This is a genomic window from Candidatus Limnocylindrales bacterium (assembly GCA_035626395.1).
Lineage (GTDB): Bacteria > Desulfobacterota > Binatia > UBA1149 > CAITLU01 > DASPNH01.
The window spans coordinates 450,541-473,591 of record DASPNR010000030.1 but is presented as its reverse complement, the minus strand read 5'-3'; the positions used below and the strand labels follow the sequence as shown (position 1 = coordinate 473,591).

Here is a 23,051-nt window from a genome sequence, read left to right as displayed (position 1 = left end):
ACGCGTGCGAGCTGTTCGACGCGGTACTAGCGCTGAACAACTCGCACACCGCCCAGCGAGCGACAACCACACGCATGATACGACAGCGTTTTTCATAGCCCCGTGATGCCGCAGCCTTTCGGACGTCGTCACCGCAACCGCGAGTTGTCGAGCTCGCACGAGAGAACGTCGATGGCCCTACCGCGTGCGAAAGTAGTCAAACGTGGCGGTATCTATGGAGCCGCTCAACCGCAGAGCGGCCGCCACCCGTCGCGCCTCGATCTCGTTTTTCGCAACGAGCCAAGGCAAATTTGTGGAGAAAAAATCGCGCGGAGGTCCTACGCGAGGAATGACGACGTCATACTCTTGTTTCTCCGACACCCCGTTGCGGAGAATCGTGGCTACGACTCGACCATCGGGCAAGGTCCGGGGCTTCCGCAATCTCCCTACCTGAAGCGTGATCAACCGGAACTGAATCAGCAGGAAAACGACAAGTCGGTTCAATAGTGCTGACTCGAGCCGGAGAAAGTATCGCGAATTCGCGAGCAGAACGACTTCAACGTTATGGGCCGAGGTTGAACGAAAAAATTCTTCGATGTCTTTTTTGGTCTTGCCGGGAAGACGCTCAAATATCTCGGCGTAGCCGTACTGGAGACGAACCTCGTCACCAAGACCGGCGAGTAGCAACGCCATTGCCGGACCATCAACGTGCTCCTTTGCCCGCCAGCCGAACTCTTGGAGCCCCGGGTGAGAGGCCAACCGCCGCAGTAGATGCTCATGCGGGTGCCCCGCTCCGGAAGGTCGAGAGGAGAGCTTCGCGCGAATCGCGTCTGTAAGGCCCCCATCCCCCGTACCCGCGATCAGCACACGCCGCCGCACGTCGTGCTGTTCCGATAGCGTGTCGGGTTCCCAGTAGCTCGGCCCTCCATTCTTGTTGTCTAGGCCGTATCCGATCGCAGCGATTACGGCGCAATACTTGCGGCCCATCGGATCGTTATCTGTCGTAATAACGATGCCGTCCTCCTCGTCCCGGATGCTCGATACTCGACGACCGGCAAGCAAGTTCAATCTATTGCCAGCCATCTTGCAGATTCGGTCATATCCCTGACGAATTTGCGTCAGCACCTTGTCGGCCGAACTCGCGTTCCATGTCAGCAGGGGCAGGCCGGCGGCCTCGTCGAGACAATGCCCTTGCGGCCATTCGGCGATACGGGGGAATATAAACCTGTGTACTCCGCTCTTCTGAAGCTGAAGAACATCATCCCCCCTCTCGATGATATCGACTCCGTAATCGCAGTTTGCTAACGCGGCGGCTGCGGTCACACCTGCCGCGCCACCGCCGATGACCGCAACGCGATCTTCTCTCTTTAGAAAGGAGCCGCCGGCCACCAGAGACTTGACTAGCATCAGGGCGCGCGACTGTTGGGAAAAGAACGAAACGACACTGTCAAAACTACCCAAGACAAACGCTCTGCGGAGCCGCGTTCGCGCCAAGTGCAGAATCCGTTCCGTCATCTCGTTTGTTGAAGCGCGCTCTAACCTGATCAGACCGTCGATAAACACATCATCAACAATTCGATCAGCGCAGATGCGAAGACACGTCTTCAATCGCCCACGTCTCACAACTTGATTCTCCCTCGGCGGCCCGACGTGGAGTGACGCAAGCCCAATCACGACGGCGGTGTGCTGCTGCAGCTTCTTGTCCGTCGCAAGATGATACCTGAGCGGATATCGCTCGGAGCGCATTACGGCCACAATGAAATGCTCCTTAGGCCGTCCGTCCAGCAGTGAGTAGTAATAATATGCCGGCAGTGGAGCCCCTACCGCGTCATGCAGTTGAAGTAGAACCGCGCCCAGCGGCAGCCGCGCTACGTCCGGGCCACAGCGGCGCAACAACCATTCGGCAACGATGGTAGAAAATTCGGCAGGACGAACCGCCAAAAGGTTCCGAATCTCGGCGTTGACCATGTGCGGTTGATAGAGCGAACGTAGCGCGACGAGATCCTTTGCCAGCCGAGACTCCCCTTCCCGCCACCCATCCAACGAAGTCCGAAGGATTCGCCACTTCCCATACGCGCCACTAAATGTCCTGGACCAGGAGGCAATTTGGTCCAACCGTGTTATGGACGCTTCAGGGTAAGCATCATCAAGAACCGCTGGCACGCGTGCCCTGAACTCTCCGTCGAAATATTGGCGCACGCGTGGTCGCGCGAGCCTTCGGGGCTCTACAAGTTTGACGACAGCTCCAAGTGCGGCACTTGGCCCATGCAGCTCCAACAGCCATAGTAGCAACCGCCAAGCCGCGATCCCGTGGAGTAACTCGATGTAGCCCGTCGCGTGCCAATCATGCCATCCCTCCGCGGCGTCCCTCGCGTGTGGCGCCAGCCGAGCTAAGAACTCAGGCTGTCTCGCAAGCACGACACCCCTCGCACCGTAGCCCCCCAGCCCCTCTTGGCTGCGTTGGATCTGAAAGATGCGATTACAAAATCGGCTATATTTCGCGACTTCCTTGAATTCCGAGCAGAATGAACTGCTTTCGACTGGCAGGTCATCGATCGGAAAGCGAACTGCCGAACTGTACGCGGCCGCTTCTGGCACTCCGTCCTGCAGCATGATGAACCGTCGGTGCAAGCTATCCGCAACAACGAACGTCGCCCCAGCTAGTCCGAAGAAGTCGTATACATCTCGGCAAAACGGCTCCTCGCCGCGATTTGATATCCTTTGCGTAGACGAAGAGACGGCCGCGTTGCGACGATAAACGGTGGAGAGAAGGTCATCAAAGCGCACAGGCACCTCACCGGCGAGCAGCGGTCACAACACCCACTTGCCCTGCAAAGAAAATCTTTCTGGTCTGCTCCAAACCCTGCTGGCGAAGCAACCCCATCACGCTATCGACCGTCCAATCGAAGCTATGCGTCCGATAGTGATCAGTCCAAATCGACGCTGCGGCGGACAGTCGGCCCGAATCGGTTGCATCCAAGCACCGACTAACCTCGTCGAGTTCACGCAAAGCAGCTAGGCGGGTCTCCCCTTCGCCGTCTGGCGAAAACAAATCCGCGACTACAAGCACGCCTTCGGTGTCGAGCAAACGGGCGGCGGACTTAAGTAACATCGTTCGCTTCGAGGGCGAGAGATCATGGCCAACGAACGCAACAGCGACAGCCACCACCCGCGGCACGCGACAAAACGATCGCAGATGCCGCGTTACGGCATCGACAAGGCCCGGCGATGCAACGTCGTATTGCAGCAATAGCGCAGCGTGGGAAGTCTCCTGTTGAGACAGTCTTTCCTTCGCAAGCCTCAGCATCCCTGCCGACGCATCCACACCAACGCCGCGAGACGACGGAGACGCGCTAACCACGCGCGCCAGGGCACGCCCAGTTCCGCAACCAAGGTCTATAAAAACTCCGCCGTTCCGCGTCGCCGCGGACCCCACGGCGCATACGAGATCGACAGCCCTGGCGTACCTGGCAGGGAACTGATCAGCAACGACGTCATAGTCGCTCGCGACTGCCTCCCAGAACGCGGAGAGATCGCACTCGTAGGAACGCTTCATCACGCCAGGCCGGTCACTCTTCGAAGAAAGGCCGATTGAGGCTCACTCAGCAGTTCTACAGACCCATCTTCGACTACTCGACCACCATCCAGCACCACTATCGACGTCGCGCACCGCCTCGCAAAATCAAGAGAATGGGTAACACAGACGATAGTTACGCCATCCGCGACCAAATTCCGCAAAAGCTCCACAACCAACGCCTGCTGCATCAGATCAAGAAAAGTCTGGACCTCGTCAAGCAAAAGGATTCTTGCGCCTAGTGCCACGGCTCTCGCGATAGCCACTCGTTGCCCTTCGCCGCCGGAGAGTTCGTTTGGATAGCGCGTCGCCAATTCGATTAACCCGAAGCGCTCCAGAACGATATCGGTCCGGCGCCGCCTCTCCGCGCCAGAAAGTCGCAGCAGCGGTGTTTCAACATTCTGTCGTACTGTGAGGTGTGGCCAAAGAAACTGCCGTTGAAAAACACAGGTCAACAACGGCCAAGGGCCAGCGCTACCGCCAGAGCGAAATTGAATGCCGTCGATCTCCACCTCCACGCTCCCACTGTCTGGAGCTTCCAGGAGCGCAGCCAACCGCAACAGTGTGGATTTACCTGACCCGCTAGGGCCAAGAATCGCCGTGAGTCGGTGCGGCGGAAAATGCACGTCAATATCTCGGAGCACCGTTGTGCCGCTATACGCCTTGCCTACCGCCGAAAATCGGATCATGTGGTTAACGCTCAGACTCGTCGCGGAACACCGAACGTTGCATCCTTTTCGACAGGATCATCAGAGGACCTGCCGTTATGACGAACAGCAGCGCGACGATCGAGTAAATAGCCACAGGATGGTACTCGCGCGCATTAACACGTTGTGCAACTCGAAAAGTTTCGTCGACAGAGATCAAACTCGCAAACAAGGTCGTGTGAAGAATAACGACCGCTTGGTCCAGCCAACGCGGCAGCGCATTTCGTAATAGAATCGGCGCCTCGATCCGCCAGAATGTGGTACGAGCGTCGAGGCCGCAGACCTGAGCTGCCAGGAGATACTGTTTTGGTAGCGTGGAGATCGAGTCGGCGGCAATGCGGTAGACGGCAAACCCCTGGAGCAGGACGAGACAGAGGGAAGCCGTCCAGAAAGGTGCTATCACCACCCCGGCAAGCTGCTGAGCAGGGTAGTGCAACCAAAACAGCACGACCAGCGCCGGGGTAGCCGCTACAGCGAGTGCGATAGCGTCTAAAAATTGTTTACTCCTGCCGGAGTTTCGTGTAGCGAAAGACAGTGCCACGCCCAAGACAGTTCCGGCAGCGACCCCGATAAACAGCAAAGCAGCCGTCACGCCCAAGCCTCGGAGGAAGGCTGGCGCGTGGTCAACGAGAAACTGGAACATCTTCGCCATCAGCCGGCGCGCGATAGGGCGCAGCCACGCGATAGTGAGAACCCGCCACTTCTTCGTACTTCGATACAATTCGATCGATCTCTCCGTTATCCAGCATCTCCCCCAGTGCAAGGTCCAGTACGCGCTTCAATCTCCACTGGTCGGGCGGCAGCATGATCGCAGTAGGGAAGACGCGAACCGGCCTGTCGGGTAGGACGTTGCGGATTTTTCCAGGGTTCTTTGCCTGATAACGGCGTGCGGCGGCCAAGCCCAAGAACGTCAGATCCGCCTTTCCGGAAATTACCTCTTCGATCATCTGCGAAAATTCTGTCAATTGCGGCAAACTTGCTATATGTGCCGATGGGAGCACGATCTTTGCTATTGTCTGAGCCATCTCGCCATCAATGGTGGCCACTGTGATGCTGCTGTCGTTGGCCTTGTCAATGTCACCATCAAAGCGGTGATCGTCGGTTCTTGCGTATGCTGACACAACGTCGAATACGACAGGGACTGTGAAGTCCGCGTGCCGACCACGATCAGCACTAATCCAGACACCCGACCCGACGACGTCGTATCGACCACGGCGTAATCCCTCGGCCATGTCACCGAATCCGACTTCTTCATTCCAATTAACGGCGAGGCCCAACTTCGCCCCGACCGCTTCCAACACCTCATAGAAGATGCCGCTCCTCTTCAGCGTGTTCGGCTCGAGTACAAAATAGGGTGCGCCGACGTAGTAGCTCGCCCGCAATACGCCCCGCTCTCTGATAGCGCTGTAAGCGTCTATCTCCTCGCCGACGGGAACCCCTGCGGCAACGTTTCGGACTAGCCCATACGCCACCAAAGAGGACACAGTCGCAGAGATGACTGCAACCGTAAACCAACCCACGGCCGTCAACCGGTTGTGCTGCATTTGCGCATTGCTCCTACAGAATCTCACGGGCCCAGCGGACGGCTGCGCAGCAGCACACGCTGAACCCGTGGTTGTTGAACGCCTCTCCGGACGCAGATGCCATATCGCTGAGTGCTACGGCAAACCCAGACGGTCGCGTGCCGCGGCGTGGCCGAGGATGCTACTGCGAACACGGATTCAACCTGTCGATCTGACGCGGCGTTCGCTGCGAGTGCCCAATGCCCCGCGGCCGACGGAAAACAGTGACGGCTGACTGGGCATCTAGAGCTCGGCGCGCCAGCCGCCCCCGCCGTACGCGCTCACGAATGCCACTCGTCGTTCCATCGTCCATCTGTGTTCGGTCATGGGGAGAGGCACGGCGGGCCGCGACGATCTTCGTTTACTTCCCCCCGCGCCCCCGCTACCAAAAGCCGCCGCGCCGGCTAGCCCGCCCGCGCTCCCAACCCATCGGAACGTAACAAGATGTCATCACCATCTCCGTACTCCCTCGTGAACCCGCTCGCCGCCCAGCCAGGCTCACCCGCAGCCCCCGGCCCGGCGGCCATCTCCGCGCCCGCCGGCACCCAAACCCCGGCAACCGCGACCCAAACCCAGCCAACGGCGCAAAAAGCCGGCCAGCAACCGTCCCCCTACGACACCGCCCTCTCCATGGGCCGCGACCTAATCGCAAAGCCCTTCGCCTCCGGCGGCATCCGCCGCGTCATGACGCAGCACGAAAAGCAGCGCATGACCGTCTGGGAGCGGATCAAGGTCCTGACCGACTCCGAGCCCAACCTGTTCTGGCACAACTGGGGCCCCAACCTGGACGGCGCTTCCATCGTCACCGGGATCATCACGGTCAAGGGCCGCGACGTGGCGGTCTACGGACACGACTTCACCCTGCGGGCCGGGTCCATGGACGCCACCAACGGCGCCAAGCTGGCCCGCCTCATCTATATGGCCGGCGAGCACGGCATCCCGCTGATCGGCATGAACGACTCGGCCGGCGCCTTTGTCCCGGCCGGCGTCGGCGGCCTGGACGGCTACTCGGAGGCCTTCACGGCCCTGCGCAAGATCAGCGGCATGGTCCCGTCGATCATGTGCATGTTCGGGTTCAACGCCGGCGGCGGCTCCTACCTGCCGCGCCAGGGCTCGTTCATGATCCAGTGCGAGGGCACCTTCTTTGGCCTGACCGGCCCGGGGGTGGTCAAGAGCGTCCTCGGCGAGGACATCAGCGCCGACGATCTTGGCGGCCCGCGCGTGCACGGTCAGAGCGGCGTCGTGGACCTGGTCACCAACGACGAGCTCGGCTCGCTGCGCACGGCCATCCGCCTGCTCTCCTACCTGCCCGACAACAACAAGAGCGGGGCTCCCTTCGCGCCGACCTCCGATCCAATCGAGCGCTTCACGGTCGAGGAGGACATCCTGTTCCGCAAGACCTTCTCGGGCCCGGCCGGCTTCAACACGCCGCTCGACATCACGCTGTACCTTCAGCAGATCTGCGACCACGGCGAGTACTTCGAGATCCAGCCGCAGCGCGCTCGCAACATGATCACCGCCTTCGGGCGCCTGGGCGGCCACGTGGTCGGCTTCGTCGCCAACAACTCGGCGGTTGCCTCGGGACAGATCGACATCGCTGCGGCCACCAAGGGCACGCGCTTCATCCGCTTCTGCAACCTCTACAACATCCCGCTGATCTTCATCGAGGACACCACCGGCTTCCTGCCCGGCAGCGCGCAGGAGCACAACGGCATCGTGCTGGCCGGCCGCAAGCTGCTCGACTCGATCATCGACGTTCGCACGCCGCGCATCACCCTGATCATCCGCAACGCTTTTGGCGGTGCGTACGCGGCCTACAACTCGCACTTCGTCGGCGCCGACCTCGTGCTGGCGCTCCCGACCGCTCGCATCGCGGTGATGGGACCGGCCGGCCGCGAGTACGTCTACAAGGACGAGCTGACGGCAATCCAGAAGAACTACCAGGCAGCCATCAAGGCCGGCGCTTCGGCCGAAGAGGCCGCGCGCGAGCGCGATCAGGCGCTGGCGCAGGTCTCGCAGAAATACGAACGCGAGCTGATGAACCCGAAAGAAGCCCTCTCGCTCGGCTCGGTCTCCGGCATCGTCATGCCGGGCACCACGCGCCGGGTCCTGGCCAAGAACCTTCTGTACCTGATGAGCAAGTATCAGCCTTCGCCCATGTCCGGCGTGCAGCGGGAGTTCGAGTGATGCTCGACAAGGACCTGCGCCCCGGACGTTTCCACGAATCCGACTCGCCCTGGCTGCGCTCGCTGTCGCTGGCCGACATCAAGTGCCTGATCGTCGGTCGCGGGCCCGTGCGCAAGGAAGCCATGGACGTCTTCGACGAGATGGGGATCCGCGAGTACGGCATCCTGCTCTCGGAGAAGGACTCGATCGTCTATCCCAAGTGCCTGGCGCCCGAGCTGCGCGGCTTTCGCTTCCCGCACAACATCCATCGCGTGCCCGAGTACATGGGCTCGGGACAGGAAGAGAAGACCCGGCGCATACACGAGATCATCGAGATCGCGGTATCCAACGGGTACACGCACATCTTTGCCGGCTACGGCTTCATGGCCGAGGACGCCGAGTTCGTGCAGGCCATCGAGCGCTCCGGCGTCCGCTTCATGGGGCCGTCCTCGCACGTGGCGCTGAGCGCGGGCGCCAAGGATCAGGCCAAGAAGCTGGCACGCAGCATCGGCGTCTCGGTCACGCCCGGCGTCGACAATCCCTCGGCGCTGGCGCTCGTGCGCAAGGTCAAGGACGCGGCCGGTCTGGCGGCGCTGGCGAAGAAGCACGGCCTCGAGGTCAAGCTCGACGCCAAGGCCGCGCTCGAAGAGAGCGCCGAGGCGGTGCTGCAGGCGGGCTACGCCAGGCTCGTCGAGCTGGTGACCATCGAGGACCTGCAGGACGAGGCCGAGATGCGCTGCCGCGAGATCTGGCAGGACAATCCGGGTCGCCGCCTTCGCTTCAAGTACATCGGCGGCGGCGGCGGCAAGGGCCAGCGCGTGATCTCGGAGCCGGCCCAGGTTCGCGCGGCGGTGATGGACATCCTGGCCGAGTCCAAGGTGGTGGCGCCGGGCGCCAACCGCAACTTCCTCATCGAGCTCAACGTCGAGAGCACCCGCCACAACGAGATCCAGCTCATCGGCAACGGAAGCTGGTGCATCTCGCTCGGCGGCCGCGACTGCTCGGTGCAGATGCACGAGCAGAAGCTGGTGGAGGTCTCGCTGACCGACGAGCAGCTCGCGCACGAGATCGAGACGATGCGCGCCGCCGGCCGTTCAACGACCGTTGAGATGCTCGAGGCCGACCGCCGCGTGCTGGCGCGCATGGAGAGCGAGGGCGAGAAGTTCGGGCAGGCCGTGCACCTGGACAGCGTCTCGACCTTCGAGGTGATCGTCGAGTCCGACCGTCACTACTTCATGGAGGTGAACACTCGCATCCAGGTGGAGCATCGCGTGACCGAGATGGTCTACCGCCTGAAGTTCACCAATCCCGACGATCCCTCCGAGCATTTCTACTTGGACAGTCTTGTCGAGGCGATGGCGCTGCTGTCCGTGCACGGCGCCAGGCTGCAGAAGCCCGAGCGCGTGGTGCGGCACGTGGCCGGCGGCGAGGTGCGCATCAACGCCACCAACGCGGCGCTGCAGCCGCACGCCGGCGGCGTAATCGTTTCGTGGTCGCCGCCGGTGGCCGACGAGATCCGCGACGATCAGGGCATCGGCATTCCCAACCCCGACACCCGCACGTTCATTCACTACAACCTGGCCGGCGCCTATGACTCCAACATCGCCCTGACGATCACGCACGGCACCTCGCGCGGGGACATGCTGGCGCGCCTGGCCGACATCCTGCGCCGCACCGAGCTTCGCGGCTACGACCTCGAGACCAACCTCGACGTTCACTACGGCCTGCTGAGCTGGATGCTGGGCCACGAGCCGCTGGTCAAGCCGACCACGCAGTTCATGAACTTCTACCTGGCCAGCATCGGCGCCCTGAGCAAGGTCGCACGCGACCTCGACCTCGAGCACGCGTGGAGCGCCATGCTCGCGCGTCACAAGGACGCGCGAGCGACGCTGGAGCTGAAGAAGACGCTTCTGCTGCGCCCGATGCAGATGCTGCTGGAGGACGCGCACCTGCTGGCCGGCTTCATCGGCCGCTTCTGCGGCGAGCACTTCGCCCGCGACGGCGAGGCCTACCGCTTCGTCGGCAACCCCGTCGATACGCTCGGCGAGCTCTACCACTACCTCAACCTCGAGCAGCGGCCGGGGCGACCCGCTTCCGAGATGATCTGGGACCACGACGCCGAGATCCTGACGCAGGCGCGGGAATTCTACGCGGCCGTCGAGAGCCTGCTCGGCACCGACGACTACACGGCGGTGGACGCCGCGCTGCGCGCCGGCAAGGCGCCCGCCGGTCTTCCGGCCGATCGCTTCGATGCGTGCAAGGCCGCGCACGCCGGGTTCCAGCTCGGCCTGCCGATCCTGCTGCTGCTGCCGGCGCTGGGACGTCAGACCCGCTTCGACGAAATCTGCGTCAACGACCGCCTCGAGCCGGTCTTCCCCGACGTCTTCACCGACCCCGCCACGCGCGCCGACCTGCAGAAGCTGCTCGCGCCGGCGCCGACGGCCAGCTCCGACGAGATCATCACTCCGGTCGGCGGCATGTTCTACGCGCGCGAGGCGCCGCATCTTCCGCCCCTTGCCGCCGAAGGCATGCACTTCGAGGCCGGCCAGCCGCTGTTCGTCATCGAGGTCATGAAGATGTTCAACAAGATCTCGGTGCCGTTCTCCGGAACGATCACGAAGATCCTGCTCGACGACGGCGACGGCAAGATCGTCAAGAAGGGCGAGGCCATCTTCAAGATCGAGCCGGATGAGAAGCGCGTGGTCGAGTCGCCGGCCGAGATCGCGGCGCGGCGAAAGGCGCTGACGGAGGAGCTGCTGGCCGCCATCGCCTGAAGGCTCCGGGGGACGGCGCACGCCGCGCGGCCGGCGGGAGCGCCGCCCGGCCGCCTTGCGCGATCGGGGCCGCCGCCGAAAGCGTTCGGTCTTGCGCCGGATTCAGAGTACAAGGGTCTGGCCCCGCACGACGCTTCTTCGCTTTTCGCAAATCCAACCGAAGTGACTGCCCGGCTCTACCGCGCAGGCAACGCGCACGCGATGCCTCGCCAAGCCCCGCCTGCGCCGGTCCGACCCTTTCCTACATGATGAAAACCTCGATGAACGACCTTTCCCTTCTGCCCAGCCTCGTCGATGCCGTTGCCGACATGGGCTACAGCGAGCCGACGCCGATCCAGGCCCAGGCCATCCCGGTCGTCCTTGCCGGACGCGATCTGATCGCCTGCGCGGCAACCGGCACCGGCAAGACCGCCGCCTTCATGCTTCCCGTCCTGCAGCTCCTGTCCGCCGGCGATGCCGGCCGCTGCCGTGCCCTCGTGCTGTCCCCGACCCGCGAGCTCGCGCTGCAGATCGACGAGCAGGCGCAGGCGCTCGGCTACTACGTCGGCCTCAGCGCCGCACCCGTGGTCGGCGGCGTGGACATGGGGCCGCAGGAGCGCGCGCTGCGCGCCGGCGCGGCGATGGTCGTTGCCACGCCGGGCCGGCTGCTCGATCACATGCGCTTCGGCTACGTCGACCTGGCCGCCGTCGAGATCGTCATCCTCGACGAGGCCGACCGCATGCTCGACATGGGTTTCCTGCCCGACATCCAACGCATCCTCGAGGCGCTTCCTGCCAAGCGCCAGACGCTGCTGTTCTCGGCGACGATGTCGCCGACGATCCGCAAGCTCGCCGGCGAGATCCTGCGCGACCCGGTCACCGTCACCGTGGACCGGCAGGCACCGGCAGCGGCGATCGTGCAAAGCGTGTGCGCCGTCTCCCAGGATCGCAAGACCGCGCTGCTGTCGCGGCTGCTGCGGCGCGAGGGGATGGATTCGGTGCTGGTCTTCGTGCGGCGCAAGATCGACGCCGATCGCCTGGCACGCGCCGTCACTCGCGGCGGCGTTCGCGCCACCAGCATCCATTCGGACCGCAGCCAGGAGGCGCGCATCGCCGCGCTCGACGGATTTCGCAGCGGAGAGTTTCCGGTGCTCATCGCCACCGACGTGGCGGCACGCGGCCTGGACGTCAGCGGCATCTCGCACGTCATCAACTTCGACGTTCCGCATTCGAGCGAGGACTACATCCACCGCGCCGGCCGCACGGCACGCGCGGGCGCGGCCGGCGACGTGATCACGTTCGTGGCGCCGGAGGAGGAAGAGCGGCTGCGCGAGATCGAGCGCGCCCTCGGGATGAAGCTGCCTCGGCGCGAGGTGGCGGGGTCCGCGCCGGCAGCGAGATCGGCGGATGACGTGCCAACAGCGGCGAGTGCGCCTGCATCGGCAGCCTCGAATGCGACCGCTGCGCACGGCCGAGCCGCAGCGCCACACGGCCAGGACCGGCCGCGGCGGCGCCGAAGGCGACGTTCGTCGGCAGCGTAGATCCCCCGCCATACCATCGGCCTCGTCGACGATGCGGCCGTGCGCGAAATCCAGCGGACTCGCGCGTCCGCACCGAGGTCGCATCCGCTTGCGCGGTCACGCGAGGCGGCGTCCCGCGACTCGCGGCAGCGCCGTCCGGGCGCGTGCGCCGCTTCTGGCATCTCCGCCACGAGTCGTTAAAAGTCCGCTGACCGGCCCGGGCCGGCCAGGGCTCCCGCATCGGACGAGCCAGCACGCCCGGCCACAGAAAAGCCGCCTCCGAGCCCGAAATCGGGCCGTTTCCGGCCGCGGCACGACGAGAGACGATGGCAACCTTCGACCAAGAACTCGACCGCTGGACCCGGAACACCCTGGCCCCGATGCAGAAGAAGGGCCCCGAGCGCCGCCAGAGCTTCCACACGCTCTCGGCGATCCCGGTCCAGCCCCTCTACGGTCCGCCGAATGGCGCCGAGTATCCGATGGACAAGCTCGGCATGCCCGGCGAGTACCCCTTCACTCGCGGCGTCCAGCCCAACATGTATCGCGGGCGACTGTGGACGATGCGCCAGTACGCGGGCTTCGCCACGGCCGAGGAATCGAACAAGCGCTACCGCTTCCTGCTCGAGCACGGAACGACCGGCCTCTCGGTCGCTTTCGATCTGCCCACGCAGATGGGCCGAGACTCCGACCATCCATTGGCCGAGGGCGAGGTCGGAAAGGTCGGCGTGGCCATCGATTCGCTGGCCGACATGGAGACGCTGTTCGACGGCATCCCGCTCGACCAGGTCACCACCTCGATGACGATCAACGCCACCGCCTCCATTCTCCTTGCGCTCTACCTGGTGCAGGCCGAGAAGCAGGGCGTCTCCTGGGACAAGGTCGGCGGCACCATTCAGAACGACGTGCTCAAGGAATACATCGCGCGCGGCACCTACATCTATCCGCCCGCCGCCTCCATGCGCATCGTCACCGACATCTTCTCCTTCTGCACGCAGCACGTGCCGAAGTGGAACACGATCTCCATCAGCGGCTATCACATGCGCGAGGCCGGCTGCACGGCCGTGCAGGAGGTCGCGTTCACGCTCGCCAACGGCATCGCCTACGTGGACGCCGCGCTGCGCGCGGGCCTGGACATCGACGAGTTCGCGGGGCGCCTGGCGTTCTTCTTCAACTGCCACAACTACTTCTTCGAGGAGGTGGCCAAGTTCCGCGCGGCGCGCCGGATGTGGGCGCGCATCATGAAGGAACGCTTCGGCGCCAAGAAGGAGCGCAACATGGCGCTGCGCTTCCACACGCAGACGGCCGGATCGTCGCTGACCGCGCAGCAGCCGATCAACAACATGATCCGCACCACCGTGCAGGCGCTGGCCGCCGTGTGCGGCGGCACGCAGTCGCTGCACACCAACGGCTACGACGAGGCGCTGACGCTGCCGACCGAAGGGGCGGCCACCGGCGCGCTTCGCACCCAGCAGATCCTCGCCTACGAGTCGGGCGTGGCCGACACGGTCGATCCGATGGCCGGATCGTATTTCGTCGAGGCGCTCACGGACGAGATCGAGCGGCGCGCAACCGAGTACATCGAGACCATCGACAAGCTCGGCGGCTCGGTCGGCGCGATCGAGCGCGGGTTTCAGCAGCGCGAGATCCAGCAGGCGGCCTACACGTACCAGCAGGCGATCGAATCGGGCGATCAGATCCTGGTGGGCGTCAACAAGTTCAAGACCGAGAAGGATCCGCCCATCGAGCTGCTGCGCATTCCGAAGGAGGTCGAGCAGCGCCAGAAGGAGAAGCTCGCCTCGGTCAAGGCGAGCCGCGACAACGAGGCGGTGCGCAAGGCGTTGGCGGAAGTCTCGCGCCGCGCAGCCGCGACCGACAACCTCATGCCGGCCATCATTGACGCCGTTCGTGCCTATGCCACGCTCGGAGAGATCTCCGATGCGATGCGCGAATCCTTCGGCGCCTACGACGCCCCGGTATTTCTGTAGCGGTGCGGGTCTCGGTTCTGCGGCTTTCTACCCACGAGGGTCGAGAACCCTGATCTCGACGTCCGGCTCCACGCCTGCCCATGCGTAGCTCGCTCGAGGATCGGGTGCTGCAGGCGTTGCAGAATGCGAAGCGCTCTGCGGCGACGATCGAGCAGCTGAAGCGATCCATCGGCAGCTCGCAGCGCGAGCTCGAGCGTGCGGTCTCGGTGCTCGAGCGCGACGGCGAGATCGTGCGCCTTCCGCGCAAGCGCATCGCGCTGGCCGAGCGCTCGGGCCTTCTCACCGGCCGCGTCAAGATCAACCGCGCCGGCGGCGCGCTCGTCATCCTGGACGTTCCCGATGCGCCGCTTGCCATCGACCGCAGCAACCTGCGCCCGGCGATGGACCGCGACCGCGTGCTGGTGGAGCCGACGCCGTTCTCGCGCGGCGGCCTTTATCGCGCCAAGATCCATCGCATCGTCGAGCGCGGTCGCACCACCATCCTCGGCGTTGCCGCGCCCAAGGCGCCCGGCCGCCTGCTGCCGATGGACGAGCGCATCGGCCCCTACCTCGTGCTGCTCGCGCCCGACTCGCCGCCGGCGCCGCCGGGCCAGGTCGTCTCGGCGCGCATCGTCGAGTATCCCGCCTCGCACCGCGACATCACCGTGCGCGTCGAGGAAGTGCTCGGCGAGGTCGGCAAGCTCGAGACCGAGATCCGCTCGATCTGCCTGACGCTCGGCATCGAGAAAGAGTTCTCCGACGCCGCCATCGCCGAAGCCGAGGCGTTCGCCGAGCCGACCGAGGCCGATGTCGAAGGCCGCATCGACCTTCGCGGCACGCTCACGATGACGGTCGATCCGGTCGACGCCAAGGACCACGACGATGCGATGAGCCTGGAGGTCAGCGAACGCGGCTACCGCCTCATCATCTCGATCGCCGACGTCTCGCATTACGTGCGCCCCGGCACGCAGCTGGACATGGAAGCGTACGAGCGCTCCACCAGCGTCTACTTCCCGGGACAGTCGGTGCCGATGCTGCCCGAGCGCCTCTCGGGCGACCTGGCGAGCCTCCACCCCGGCGTCGATCGCCTGGCCGTAAGCGCGTTCCTCGACATCGACCTCAAGGGCCGCGTGCGCGGCGCGACCTTCGCGCGCACCGTTATCCACAGCGTGGCCTCGCTGACGTACGAGGCCGTGCAGTCGGTGCTCGACACCGAAGGCTTCGTGCCGTCCAAGGAGGCGCGCGCCGAGAAGCTCGAGGTGCCGCCGCAGGTCGAGAACGAGCTGGCGCGCGGCATCAGCGCCGAGGTCCGCAAGAACCTCGTCGAGATGGCGCGCCTTGCCGACCTGCTGCGCCACCGGCGCTACCTTCGCGGCGCCATCGACATGGATCTGCCCGAGGCCGTCGTCGAGCTCGACGAGCGCGGCGACGTGCGCAACATCCACAAGCGCCCTCGCCTGTTCGCGCACCGCCTGGTCGAGGAATTCATGCTCGCGGCCAACGAGGCGGTGGCCGAGCGCATCGACCGCGCCGGCGCGCCTTTCCTCTACCGCATCCACGAGGCGCCCGACGAGGACGCCATCGACCAGCTCGTCACGCGCCTCAAGCCCCTGGGCTTGCGGCTCGAGCACGACGGCGCGGTGGTCGAGCCGAAGATGTTCCAGCAGCTTCTCGAGCAGGCCGACAAGACCGATGCGGCGCTGCAGCTCAACAAGATGGTGCTGCGTACGATGAAGCAGGCACGCTACTCGGCCGAGAAGGCAATCCACTTCGGCCTTGCCAGCCAGTGCTACACGCATTTCACGTCGCCGATCCGGCGCTACCCCGACATCGTCGCGCACCGCGCGCTGCTGGCGGTGGAGGCGGCGGCGCAGCGCTCTTCGCCCGACCCCATCGCCGCGGTGCCATCCCACGAGGCGCTCCCGCCCGTGGCCACGCACACCTCGCAGCGCGAGCGACGCGCAATGGAGGCCGAGCGCGACATCGCCTCCGCCGCCGGCGTGCTGTACATGGAGCGCTTCCTTGGCCGGCGCGTCACCGGAACGGTCAGCGGAGTCGACAAATACGGCTACTGGGTGGAGCTGGACGTGGCGTTCGTCGAAGGCTTCGTGCACATCGGCCGCCTGCGCGAGTACTTCGACTTCGTCTCCGAGCGCATGGAGCTGCAAAGCCGCGTTTCCGATGCGGTCATCCGCATCGGGCAGAAGGTCAAGGTGCGCGTGGCGGCGCTCGACCTGGCCGCCCGCCGCATCGAGCTGGAGCCGGCGTGACGAGGCATCGTGTGCCGCAGCGACCGCGCGCCGTGACCCAGTGTGGCCAGCACCTCTGCGCACGCTTCGGCAATCGATGAATTTCCAGGTTTCGGCCGCGTCGAGAAACGCAAGGACGGGACACACACGAATGGACACACGATGCCTTCGCAGCCGGGCCGGCCTCCGGCTCCTCTGTGCGTGCCTGTTTTCGGCAGCGCCGCTGCTCGCGCCGCAAGCAGCGACCGCCCAGCGTCACGTCACCGACGACCTGCGCCGCTCCGCCATCGTCAGGACCGTCGAGCGCGTCGCCCCGGCGGTGGTGGGCGTCTACACGGAGGGAAGCGCCGGCGGCTTCCAATACCCGATGACCGGCGACCCGTTCTTCGACCAGTTCTTCGGCGACTACTTCCGGGCGCCGCGGCGGGGCAACCAGCGCGCGCGCCTGTCGCAGGGCTCGGGCGTGATCGTCGACGGCAACGGCACCGTCATCACCAACCAGCACGTCATCGTCGGCGGCGATACCATCAAGGTGGTGCTGGCCGACAACCGCGAGTTCGAGGCCGAGCTCATCGGCGGCGATTCCGACTTCGACCTTGCGGTTCTGAAGATCGACGCGGACGCCGATCTTCCCTATCTGCCCATCGGCACCGACGACTCGATCCTCATCGGCGAGACCGTCATCGCCATCGGCAACCCCTACGGGCTCGACCACACCGTCACCACCGGCGTGGTCAGCGCCATCGGCCGAACCTTGCAGACCAGCGAGATCACCTACCAGGACATCATTCAGACCGACACCTCCATCAATCCCGGCAACTCGGGCGGCCCGCTGCTCGACATCAACGGGCGGCTGATCGGCATCAACACCGCTATCCATCGTGAGGCGCAGGGCATCGGCTTCGCGATCCCGGTCTGGCGCGTGCGCAACGTCGTCGATCAGATCCTGACGCACGGCTCGGTGCTGCCGACGTGGCTCGGGCTGCAGACGCAGAACATCACCGGGCAGGTGGCCTCGCACCTGGGCGTGCGGCCCGGCACCGGCGTCGTCGTCACCAGCGTCGAGGAAGGAAGCCCTGCGGCCGTTGCCGGCATCGAAGCCGGCGACATCATCACGCGCGTGCGCGGCAACTCGATCCGCAACTCGGCCGATTACGAGGGCAACGTGCGCGGGCTGGCCGCCGGCGAGAGGCTGCCGCTGACGGTGCTGCGCGATGGCCAGGAGCGCGTGGTCGAGCTGACGATCTCGCCGCTGCCGGCGCGGCTCATCGATTCGTTCGCCTGGGACAAGGTGGGCCTGGAGGTTGCCGACGCCGGCCAGGACGACGGTGCACGCGTCACTCGCGTGCGGCGCGGCAGCCCCGCCGCAAAGATCGGTTTCGAGCCGGGCGACATCATCGTCGGCATCGGCGGCCGCGACGTCGTCAGCGCCGAGAGCTTCCGCAAGCAGATGGCCTCCGCCCGCGGGAGCCGCAACCTGCTGCTGTCGGTCCTTCGCGGTCGGCGCATCTACCGGGTGGCGGTGCCGCTGGGGCAATGACGCGAAAGCGCGCAGCCGTGTAACGCGGCCGGCCCCTCGTGCGTTCCTCCTGCAAACCATGGAGGAACGAATGCCGAACGCCGACTTCACCGCCACCCTGGCCGGCAACCTGCCGGCCATCGCGACCATCCTCATCGTCATGGCGGCGCTGGCGCTGCTCGAAGCCGCGATCCCGCTGCGCGGCCGCGGCCGCTGGAACCGTGTTCACCTGGCCCCCAACCTGACGCTGACGGGCATCACGTTCGCCACCAACCTCTTCTTCAACACCGCGCTCGTCCTGATGCTTGCGTGGCTGGCAAGCCGGCAGTTCGGCCTGGCGCACTGGCTCGGCCTGGGCGCCGTTGCCGCGGCGGCACTGACCGTGATCGGGCTCGACTTCTCGTTCTACGTCGCACACGTCGCCATGCACAAGGTGCCGGCGCTGTGGCGCTTCCACCGCGTGCATCACTCCGATCCTGCGCTCGACGTCACCACGACCATTCGCCAGCATCCGGGCGAAGGCGTGATCCGCTACGCGTTCATGGGAGCTTTCGCGGTCGCTCTCGGCGCGCCGCCGGCGGCGTTCGCCATCTACCGGGCGTGGTCGGCGCTCAACGGCCTGGCCGAGCATGCCGACATCCGCCTGCCGTTGTGGCTGGACAACGCGCTTTCGCTGGTGACGGCCTCGCCCAACTACCACAAGGTCCATCACTCGCGCCGCGTCGAGGAGACGGACACGAACTACGGCAACATCTTCTCGTTCTTCGACCGGCTCTTTGGAACCTGCACGCCGGCAGTGCGCGGCCTGCAGATCGAGTACGGCCTGGACGGCTGCGACGACCAGACGATGCAGACCACGAGGAGCCTGCTGGCGATGCCGTTCAGCGCCCCAGCTCCGCCATCACCAGCGACGCGACCTCCGCGAACATCTCCTGGGCGATGCTGCGAAGATCCTTGCCTCGATTCTCGAGCTTGCCCGTAAGCTTGCCGATGACGCCCAGGTAGAGCTCGATTTCACGGCGGCCGACCTCGTCGAGCCGCTCGTTCATGAGCTCGATGAAGCGCTCGTGCGTCTCGGCGACCTGTTCGAGAAGATGCTGCTTGACCTGTGCGTCGTCGGCCATGATGCTCCTGCCCGCTCGGCGCGGCGGCCGCGGATGTCGTACGCTGCCATGAACGGCGCGGCGAGTCGTGCCGCTCCCGCTACGCCAGCCGCCCGATCAGCTCATCGAGGTTCGTCACGCCCAGGACGAAACTTCGAGGCTGCGACAGTACCCGCGCCAGAACGCGTCGCACCTGGGGCAGCCTGAACGGCAGGCCCTCGCACTCGGCGGCCAGATCGTCGAGCGTATGGAACGGTGCGATGACGTCTCCGCTGATGCGCAGCTGGCGCAGCCGGTCGCCCTGCAGCGTCGCCGAGCATTCGACCACCCCGAGCATCGAAGGCATGGCGGCGATGGCGGAGCCCGGCGGCGCCGGCCCCAGCTCATCCTGATGAGCGGCCCACGCCGACTCGTCGGCCTCCGTGATCTGCGTGCCGGTCGCCGCGCGCTCTTCCAGAGCGGCTGCCATGATCGCGGCCAGCCTGTCCGCCCACTGCTCCTGGGTCATCGCCTCGATGCCCAGCTCGCTCAGCGAGACGGCCGACTCCATCGATGCCATATCGGCCGCTGCAACGCCGGCGGGATCGAATCTCGAAAGATACGCGGGCAACACCGCGAACGATGTGGCCTGCGCGACATGCATCTCGATGAGGGCCGCGCCGTCGCGCATCACGGTGAACGAAGCGTGCGCGAGCGCCCGGCCACGCGCCGTGACCAGATCGCGTCCAGGATAGAAGACGTCGACGCCGATGGCGCGCAGCACCTCGAGCAGCGGACGCAGCGCTCGGTTCAGCACCTGGTCCGGCCGCAGCGGTGTCGTTGCCGGATCGAGCCAGTCCACGCTCGGCACGGCCAGCGTCAGACACTGGACGCCCGGCCCGAGCGGGACGATGCGGCCGCCGGAGAAGCGGCGAGCCAGCGCTGCGCTGCCGGCTGCGCGTCGATGGAATCTGCCGAGGCTCAGCGACGGCGCCGACGCACGCCACAGGCGCGCATGGCCGCGGCCTTCTTCGCTGCAGCGCAGCAGCATGCGAAGGTCGCGGGCGAAGGTCTCGCGAGGCTCCTCCTCGCCGCCGATCCAGAGGCTGTAGGCGTGCGCGAAATCAGGCATGAGCAAGGGCCGCGACCGTTGCTCTATTCCGGCAAAATGCCAAGCTACCGCGGCCTGCGCGCAGCGATCTGGCCGGTCGCGGCGACCCCGCCGCCTGCCTCGCGCATGCACCGCGCTGCAGCGGCCGCGACGCCGTGGCTGGCGGCGAAGCGTCGATCCGGACGCTCCGCCGCGGCGAGCGTGCTGCCGCAAGCGTGATGAACGGGGGAGCGAAGCCATGCTAGGGCGCCGTATCAAATGGGGAGTGCGACTGCTGCTGCTCGGCTCGCTGGCCTTCAGCGCCTGGTTCTGGCTGGCCGGCCCCGACATCGCCGATGACAGCTACCTGGACCTCGACATCTCGGGCGACTACAGCGAAGCGCGTCCCTCGGGCCTGCTGGGCCGCCTGGTTTCGCAGCGCCGCACCCTGACCGACGTCCTCGACTCGCTGAAGAAGGTTCGCTACGACGGCCGCATCCGCGGCGTCGTCGCCCGCGTGGGATCGCTCGATGCCGGCTGGGCGCAGACCCAGGAGATCCGCAACGCGCTCTCGCTCGTCAAGGCCGAAGGCAAGCGTGTGATCGCGCTCGTCGAGGTCGAGATGGCGCCCGCCAACAAGGAGCTCTACCTCGCCTCGGTGGCCGACAAGGTCTACGTCGCGCCCGCCACGGACGCGCTGTTCAACGGCCTTGCGGCGCACTTCGTCTTTCTCGGCGGCGTCTGGCCCAAGGTCGACCTGAAGATGCAGGTCGAGCAGATCCGCGAATACAAGAGCGCCGGCGATCAGCTGTCGCGCGAGAGCATGTCGGAAGCGCACCGCGAGATGGCCGACGCCCTGCTCGACGACGCGCATTCGCACCTGGTGCAGACGCTGGCGGCGGCGCGCAACCTGACCGTGGCCGAGGTGCAGGCGCTGGCCGACCGCTGCCCGAGCCGGCCGCACGATCTGGTGACGGCGGGCCTGGCCGACGGAGTCAAGAGCCGCGGCGAGATCCTGCTGGACCTCGGCAAGGACGGAAAGAAGGCGCCGGTGGTGGACGAGTCGGACTACGAGGGCGTTTCGCTGGCATCGCTCGGCATCGGCGACGGGCCGAGGATCGCCGTCGTGCATGCGGCCGGTGCCATTCAGACCGGCGAGTCGCCGCGCGGCAGCGCAAACGCGATGGGATCACGCTCGATTGCCGAAGCCATCGAGGATGCAGCCGAAGACGAATCGATCACGGCGATCGTGTTGCGCGTTGCCAGCCCCGGCGGATCGCCGTCGGGATCGGATGAGATCTGGCTGCAACTGCGCGAGGCGGCCAAGGCCAAGCCAGTGATCGCTTCGCTCGGCGACGTTGCCGCCTCCGGCGGCTACTACATCGCCTCGGCCGCCGATCGCATCCTGGCTTCTCCCGGCACCATCACCGGCTCGATCGGCGTCGTGCTGTTCAAGCCCGACGTCTCGGGTCTGCTCGACCGCGTGGGCATCCACACCGAAACGCTGTCGCGCGGCCGCTACGCGCGCCTGATGGACGTCGACAAGTCGTTCGACGAGGAAGAGCTGACCGTGGTGCGGCGGCAGATGGACGGCATCTATCAGCTGTTCCTCGACCGCGTTGCGGCCGGGCGCAAGATCGATGCGGCGGCAGTGGACAAGATCGGCGGCGGGCGCGTGTGGACCGGGCAGCAGGCGCTGACGCGCGGGCTGATCGATGAGATCGGCGGCCTCAACGATGCGATTCGCGCCGCGGCCGCCGCGGCGGGAATTCACGACGCGGACAAGGTGCGCGTCGTCCACTATCCCAAGGGCGGCGGCCTCAGCGAGCGTCTCATGGCAGGCCGCGCCCAGGCCGCGCAGAGCCTGCAGCCGCCGCTCGTGCAGGAGATCACGCGCCGCCTCGGCGATCTCGAAACGGTGCTGGCCCTCGAGCCCGGCGTCCAGGCCGTCCTCGCCGGCGTCCCCGTCATCGAGTGACCGGAGGGAATGCGGTCAGCGCATGGCCAGGAGGCGTGCGACGCGCTCCTCGGTCGGCGGGTGCGTGCTGAAGAGGTTCATCATTCCGCGACCGGAGAACGGCTTGACGATGAACAGGTGCGCGGTGGCGGGATTGGCATCCATCGGCACGCGCTGCGCGATCGCCTCGATCTTCTGAAGCGCGGTGGCCAGGCCGCGCGGGTTGCGGCACAGGCGCGCGCCGCCCTCGTCGGCTGCGAACTCGCGCGAGCGCGAGATCGCGGCCTGCACGATGCCGGCCGCCAGCGGCGCCAGCATCGCCGTTGCCAGAAGCGCGATCGGATTGGCGCCCTCTTCGTCGTCGCTGCGCGAGAAACCGCCGAACATCGCGCTCCACTGGGCCATGTTGGCCAGCATCATGATGGCGGCGCCGATGGTCGCGGCGATCGACTGGATCAGGATGTCGCGGTGCTGGACGTGCGCCAGCTCGTGCGCGAGCACGCCCTCGAGCTCTTCGCGGGTCAGCGCTCGCAGGATGCCCTCGGTGGCGGCAACGGCAGCGTGGCTGGGGTTGCGGCCGGTGGCAAAGGCGTTGGGCGCGTCGGTGGGGATGATGTAGACGCGCGGCATCGGCAGCGAGGCCTGCCGCGCCAGGTTCTGCACCATCACGTAGAGCGGGTGGTCGGCGCCCACCTCCTGCGCGCGGTACATGCGCAGGACGATCTTGTCGGAGAACCAGTAGGAGCCGAAGTTCATCACGACGGCGAAGACGAACGCGACCATCATGCCGCCCTGCCCGCCGATCGCCTGCCCGATGAGGAGGAGAATGGCGCTGAGGGCGCCGAGAAGAACGGCTGTCTTTACGTAGCTTCCCATAGTGGTCCAGATTGTAAGATCGACGCGCGCCGGAGCAAGGTTCTCGCCCCTCG

At 65.7% G+C, this 23,051-nt stretch carries 16 protein-coding genes; 8 read left to right on the top strand and 8 right to left on the bottom strand.

Going from position 1 to position 23,051, the window contains the following annotated elements; all coding sequences use genetic code 11:
- Positions 1 to 177: 177 nt before the first annotated feature.
- The 5 genes from VEC57_11475 to VEC57_11455 form a co-directional block, all read right to left on the bottom strand.
- Positions 178 to 1,947: an NAD-binding protein gene (locus VEC57_11475; GenBank protein ID HYB99739.1), complete on the bottom strand. Its 1,770-nt coding sequence runs from the start codon at positions 1,945 to 1,947 to the stop codon at positions 178 to 180.
- Positions 1,948 to 2,773: 826 nt separating this feature from the next.
- Positions 2,774 to 3,535: a methyltransferase domain-containing protein gene (locus VEC57_11470; protein ID HYB99738.1), complete on the bottom strand. Its 762-nt coding sequence runs from the start codon at positions 3,533 to 3,535 to the stop codon at positions 2,774 to 2,776.
- Positions 3,535 to 4,242 carry an ATP-binding cassette domain-containing protein gene (locus VEC57_11465; GenBank protein HYB99737.1) on the bottom strand — a complete coding sequence of 236 codons (708 nt, stop codon included), beginning with the start codon at positions 4,240 to 4,242 and terminating at the stop codon, positions 3,535 to 3,537. The genes VEC57_11470 and VEC57_11465 overlap by 1 nt, the downstream gene beginning before the upstream one ends.
- Positions 4,243 to 4,246: 4 nt before the next feature.
- Positions 4,247 to 4,912: an ABC transporter permease subunit gene (locus tag VEC57_11460; protein ID HYB99736.1), complete on the bottom strand. Its 666-nt coding sequence runs from the start codon at positions 4,910 to 4,912 to the stop codon at positions 4,247 to 4,249.
- Positions 4,884 to 5,804 (bottom strand): transporter substrate-binding domain-containing protein, encoded by a 921-nt coding sequence (locus VEC57_11455; GenBank protein HYB99735.1) that lies wholly within the window; start codon positions 5,802 to 5,804, stop codon positions 4,884 to 4,886. Before VEC57_11455 ends, VEC57_11460 begins: the two co-directional genes overlap by 29 nt.
- Before the next feature lie 648 nt (positions 5,805 to 6,452).
- Between VEC57_11455 and VEC57_11450 the strand changes: the two genes are divergently transcribed.
- The 7 genes from VEC57_11450 to VEC57_11420 all read left to right on the top strand — a co-directional run bounded on the left by VEC57_11450 (position 6,453) and on the right by VEC57_11420 (position 18,975).
- Positions 6,453 to 8,009, top strand: coding sequence for a carboxyl transferase domain-containing protein (locus tag VEC57_11450; protein ID HYB99734.1), 1,557 nt, complete (start codon positions 6,453 to 6,455; stop codon positions 8,007 to 8,009).
- Positions 8,009 to 10,762 carry a biotin/lipoyl-containing protein gene (locus VEC57_11445; GenBank protein HYB99733.1) on the top strand — a complete coding sequence of 918 codons (2,754 nt, stop codon included), beginning with the start codon at positions 8,009 to 8,011 and terminating at the stop codon, positions 10,760 to 10,762. Before VEC57_11450 ends, VEC57_11445 begins: the two co-directional genes overlap by 1 nt.
- A gap of 260 nt (positions 10,763 to 11,022) precedes the next feature.
- Positions 11,023 to 12,282 carry a DEAD/DEAH box helicase gene (locus VEC57_11440; protein ID HYB99732.1) on the top strand — a complete coding sequence of 420 codons (1,260 nt, stop codon included), beginning with the start codon at positions 11,023 to 11,025 and terminating at the stop codon, positions 12,280 to 12,282.
- 305 nt (positions 12,283 to 12,587) lie between these two features.
- Positions 12,588 to 14,246 (top strand): methylmalonyl-CoA mutase family protein, encoded by a 1,659-nt coding sequence (locus VEC57_11435; protein HYB99731.1) that lies wholly within the window; start codon positions 12,588 to 12,590, stop codon positions 14,244 to 14,246.
- Between the two features lie 80 nt (positions 14,247 to 14,326).
- Positions 14,327 to 16,495: a VacB/RNase II family 3'-5' exoribonuclease gene (locus VEC57_11430; protein ID HYB99730.1), complete on the top strand. Its 2,169-nt coding sequence runs from the start codon at positions 14,327 to 14,329 to the stop codon at positions 16,493 to 16,495.
- Between the two features lie 130 nt (positions 16,496 to 16,625).
- Complete coding sequence (locus VEC57_11425) at positions 16,626 to 18,014, top strand: trypsin-like peptidase domain-containing protein (GenBank protein ID HYB99729.1); 1,389 nt, start codon at positions 16,626 to 16,628, stop codon at positions 18,012 to 18,014.
- A gap of 70 nt (positions 18,015 to 18,084) precedes the next feature.
- Positions 18,085 to 18,975: a sterol desaturase family protein gene (locus VEC57_11420; GenBank protein HYB99728.1), complete on the top strand. Its 891-nt coding sequence runs from the start codon at positions 18,085 to 18,087 to the stop codon at positions 18,973 to 18,975.
- On the opposite strand, the gene VEC57_11415 is transcribed toward VEC57_11420, so the two are convergent.
- The gene (locus VEC57_11415) at positions 18,875 to 19,117 is read right to left on the bottom strand and encodes a hypothetical protein (GenBank protein ID HYB99727.1); all 243 of its coding nucleotides are present in this window, start codon (positions 19,115 to 19,117) and stop codon (positions 18,875 to 18,877) included. The genes VEC57_11420 and VEC57_11415 overlap by 101 nt on opposite strands.
- A 79-nt stretch (positions 19,118 to 19,196) precedes the next feature.
- Positions 19,197 to 20,207: a hypothetical protein gene (locus VEC57_11410; protein ID HYB99726.1), complete on the bottom strand. Its 1,011-nt coding sequence runs from the start codon at positions 20,205 to 20,207 to the stop codon at positions 19,197 to 19,199.
- A gap of 217 nt (positions 20,208 to 20,424) precedes the next feature.
- Here VEC57_11410 and sppA point away from each other — a divergent pair, with 217 nt between their 5' ends.
- Positions 20,425 to 22,143, top strand: coding sequence for a signal peptide peptidase SppA (gene sppA / locus VEC57_11405; protein HYB99725.1), 1,719 nt, complete (start codon positions 20,425 to 20,427; stop codon positions 22,141 to 22,143).
- A gap of 15 nt (positions 22,144 to 22,158) precedes the next feature.
- Here sppA and htpX read toward each other — a convergent pair whose 3' ends face one another.
- Complete coding sequence (gene htpX, locus VEC57_11400) at positions 22,159 to 22,998, bottom strand: zinc metalloprotease HtpX (protein ID HYB99724.1); 840 nt, start codon at positions 22,996 to 22,998, stop codon at positions 22,159 to 22,161.
- Positions 22,999 to 23,051 lie beyond the last annotated feature (53 nt).

What these genes read in the sequence shown, in the direction of transcription:
- VEC57_11475 (HYB99739.1), bottom strand. Translation starts at nt 1,947, where the DNA reads ATGGTCAACGCCGAGATTCGGAACCTTTTGGCGGTTCGTCCTGCCGAA.
- VEC57_11470 (HYB99738.1), bottom strand. Translation starts at nt 3,535, where the DNA reads ATGAAGCGTTCCTACGAGTGCGATCTCTCCGCGTTCTGGGAGGCAGTC.
- VEC57_11465 (HYB99737.1), bottom strand. Translation starts at nt 4,242, where the DNA reads ATGATCCGATTTTCGGCGGTAGGCAAGGCGTATAGCGGCACAACGGTG.
- VEC57_11460 (HYB99736.1), bottom strand. Translation starts at nt 4,912, where the DNA reads ATGGCGAAGATGTTCCAGTTTCTCGTTGACCACGCGCCAGCCTTCCTC.
- VEC57_11455 (HYB99735.1), bottom strand. Translation starts at nt 5,804, where the DNA reads ATGCAGCACAACCGGTTGACGGCCGTGGGTTGGTTTACGGTTGCAGTC.
- VEC57_11450 (HYB99734.1), top strand. Translation starts at nt 6,453, where the DNA reads ATGGGCCGCGACCTAATCGCAAAGCCCTTCGCCTCCGGCGGCATCCGC.
- VEC57_11445 (HYB99733.1), top strand. Translation starts at nt 8,009, where the DNA reads ATGCTCGACAAGGACCTGCGCCCCGGACGTTTCCACGAATCCGACTCG.
- VEC57_11440 (HYB99732.1), top strand. Translation starts at nt 11,023, where the DNA reads ATGAACGACCTTTCCCTTCTGCCCAGCCTCGTCGATGCCGTTGCCGAC.
- VEC57_11435 (HYB99731.1), top strand. Translation starts at nt 12,588, where the DNA reads ATGGCAACCTTCGACCAAGAACTCGACCGCTGGACCCGGAACACCCTG.
- VEC57_11430 (HYB99730.1), top strand. Translation starts at nt 14,327, where the DNA reads ATGCGTAGCTCGCTCGAGGATCGGGTGCTGCAGGCGTTGCAGAATGCG.
- VEC57_11425 (HYB99729.1), top strand. Translation starts at nt 16,626, where the DNA reads ATGGACACACGATGCCTTCGCAGCCGGGCCGGCCTCCGGCTCCTCTGT.
- VEC57_11420 (HYB99728.1), top strand. Translation starts at nt 18,085, where the DNA reads ATGCCGAACGCCGACTTCACCGCCACCCTGGCCGGCAACCTGCCGGCC.
- VEC57_11415 (HYB99727.1), bottom strand. Translation starts at nt 19,117, where the DNA reads ATGGCCGACGACGCACAGGTCAAGCAGCATCTTCTCGAACAGGTCGCC.
- VEC57_11410 (HYB99726.1), bottom strand. Translation starts at nt 20,207, where the DNA reads ATGCCTGATTTCGCGCACGCCTACAGCCTCTGGATCGGCGGCGAGGAG.
- sppA (HYB99725.1), top strand. Translation starts at nt 20,425, where the DNA reads ATGCTAGGGCGCCGTATCAAATGGGGAGTGCGACTGCTGCTGCTCGGC.
- htpX (HYB99724.1), bottom strand. Translation starts at nt 22,998, where the DNA reads ATGGGAAGCTACGTAAAGACAGCCGTTCTTCTCGGCGCCCTCAGCGCC.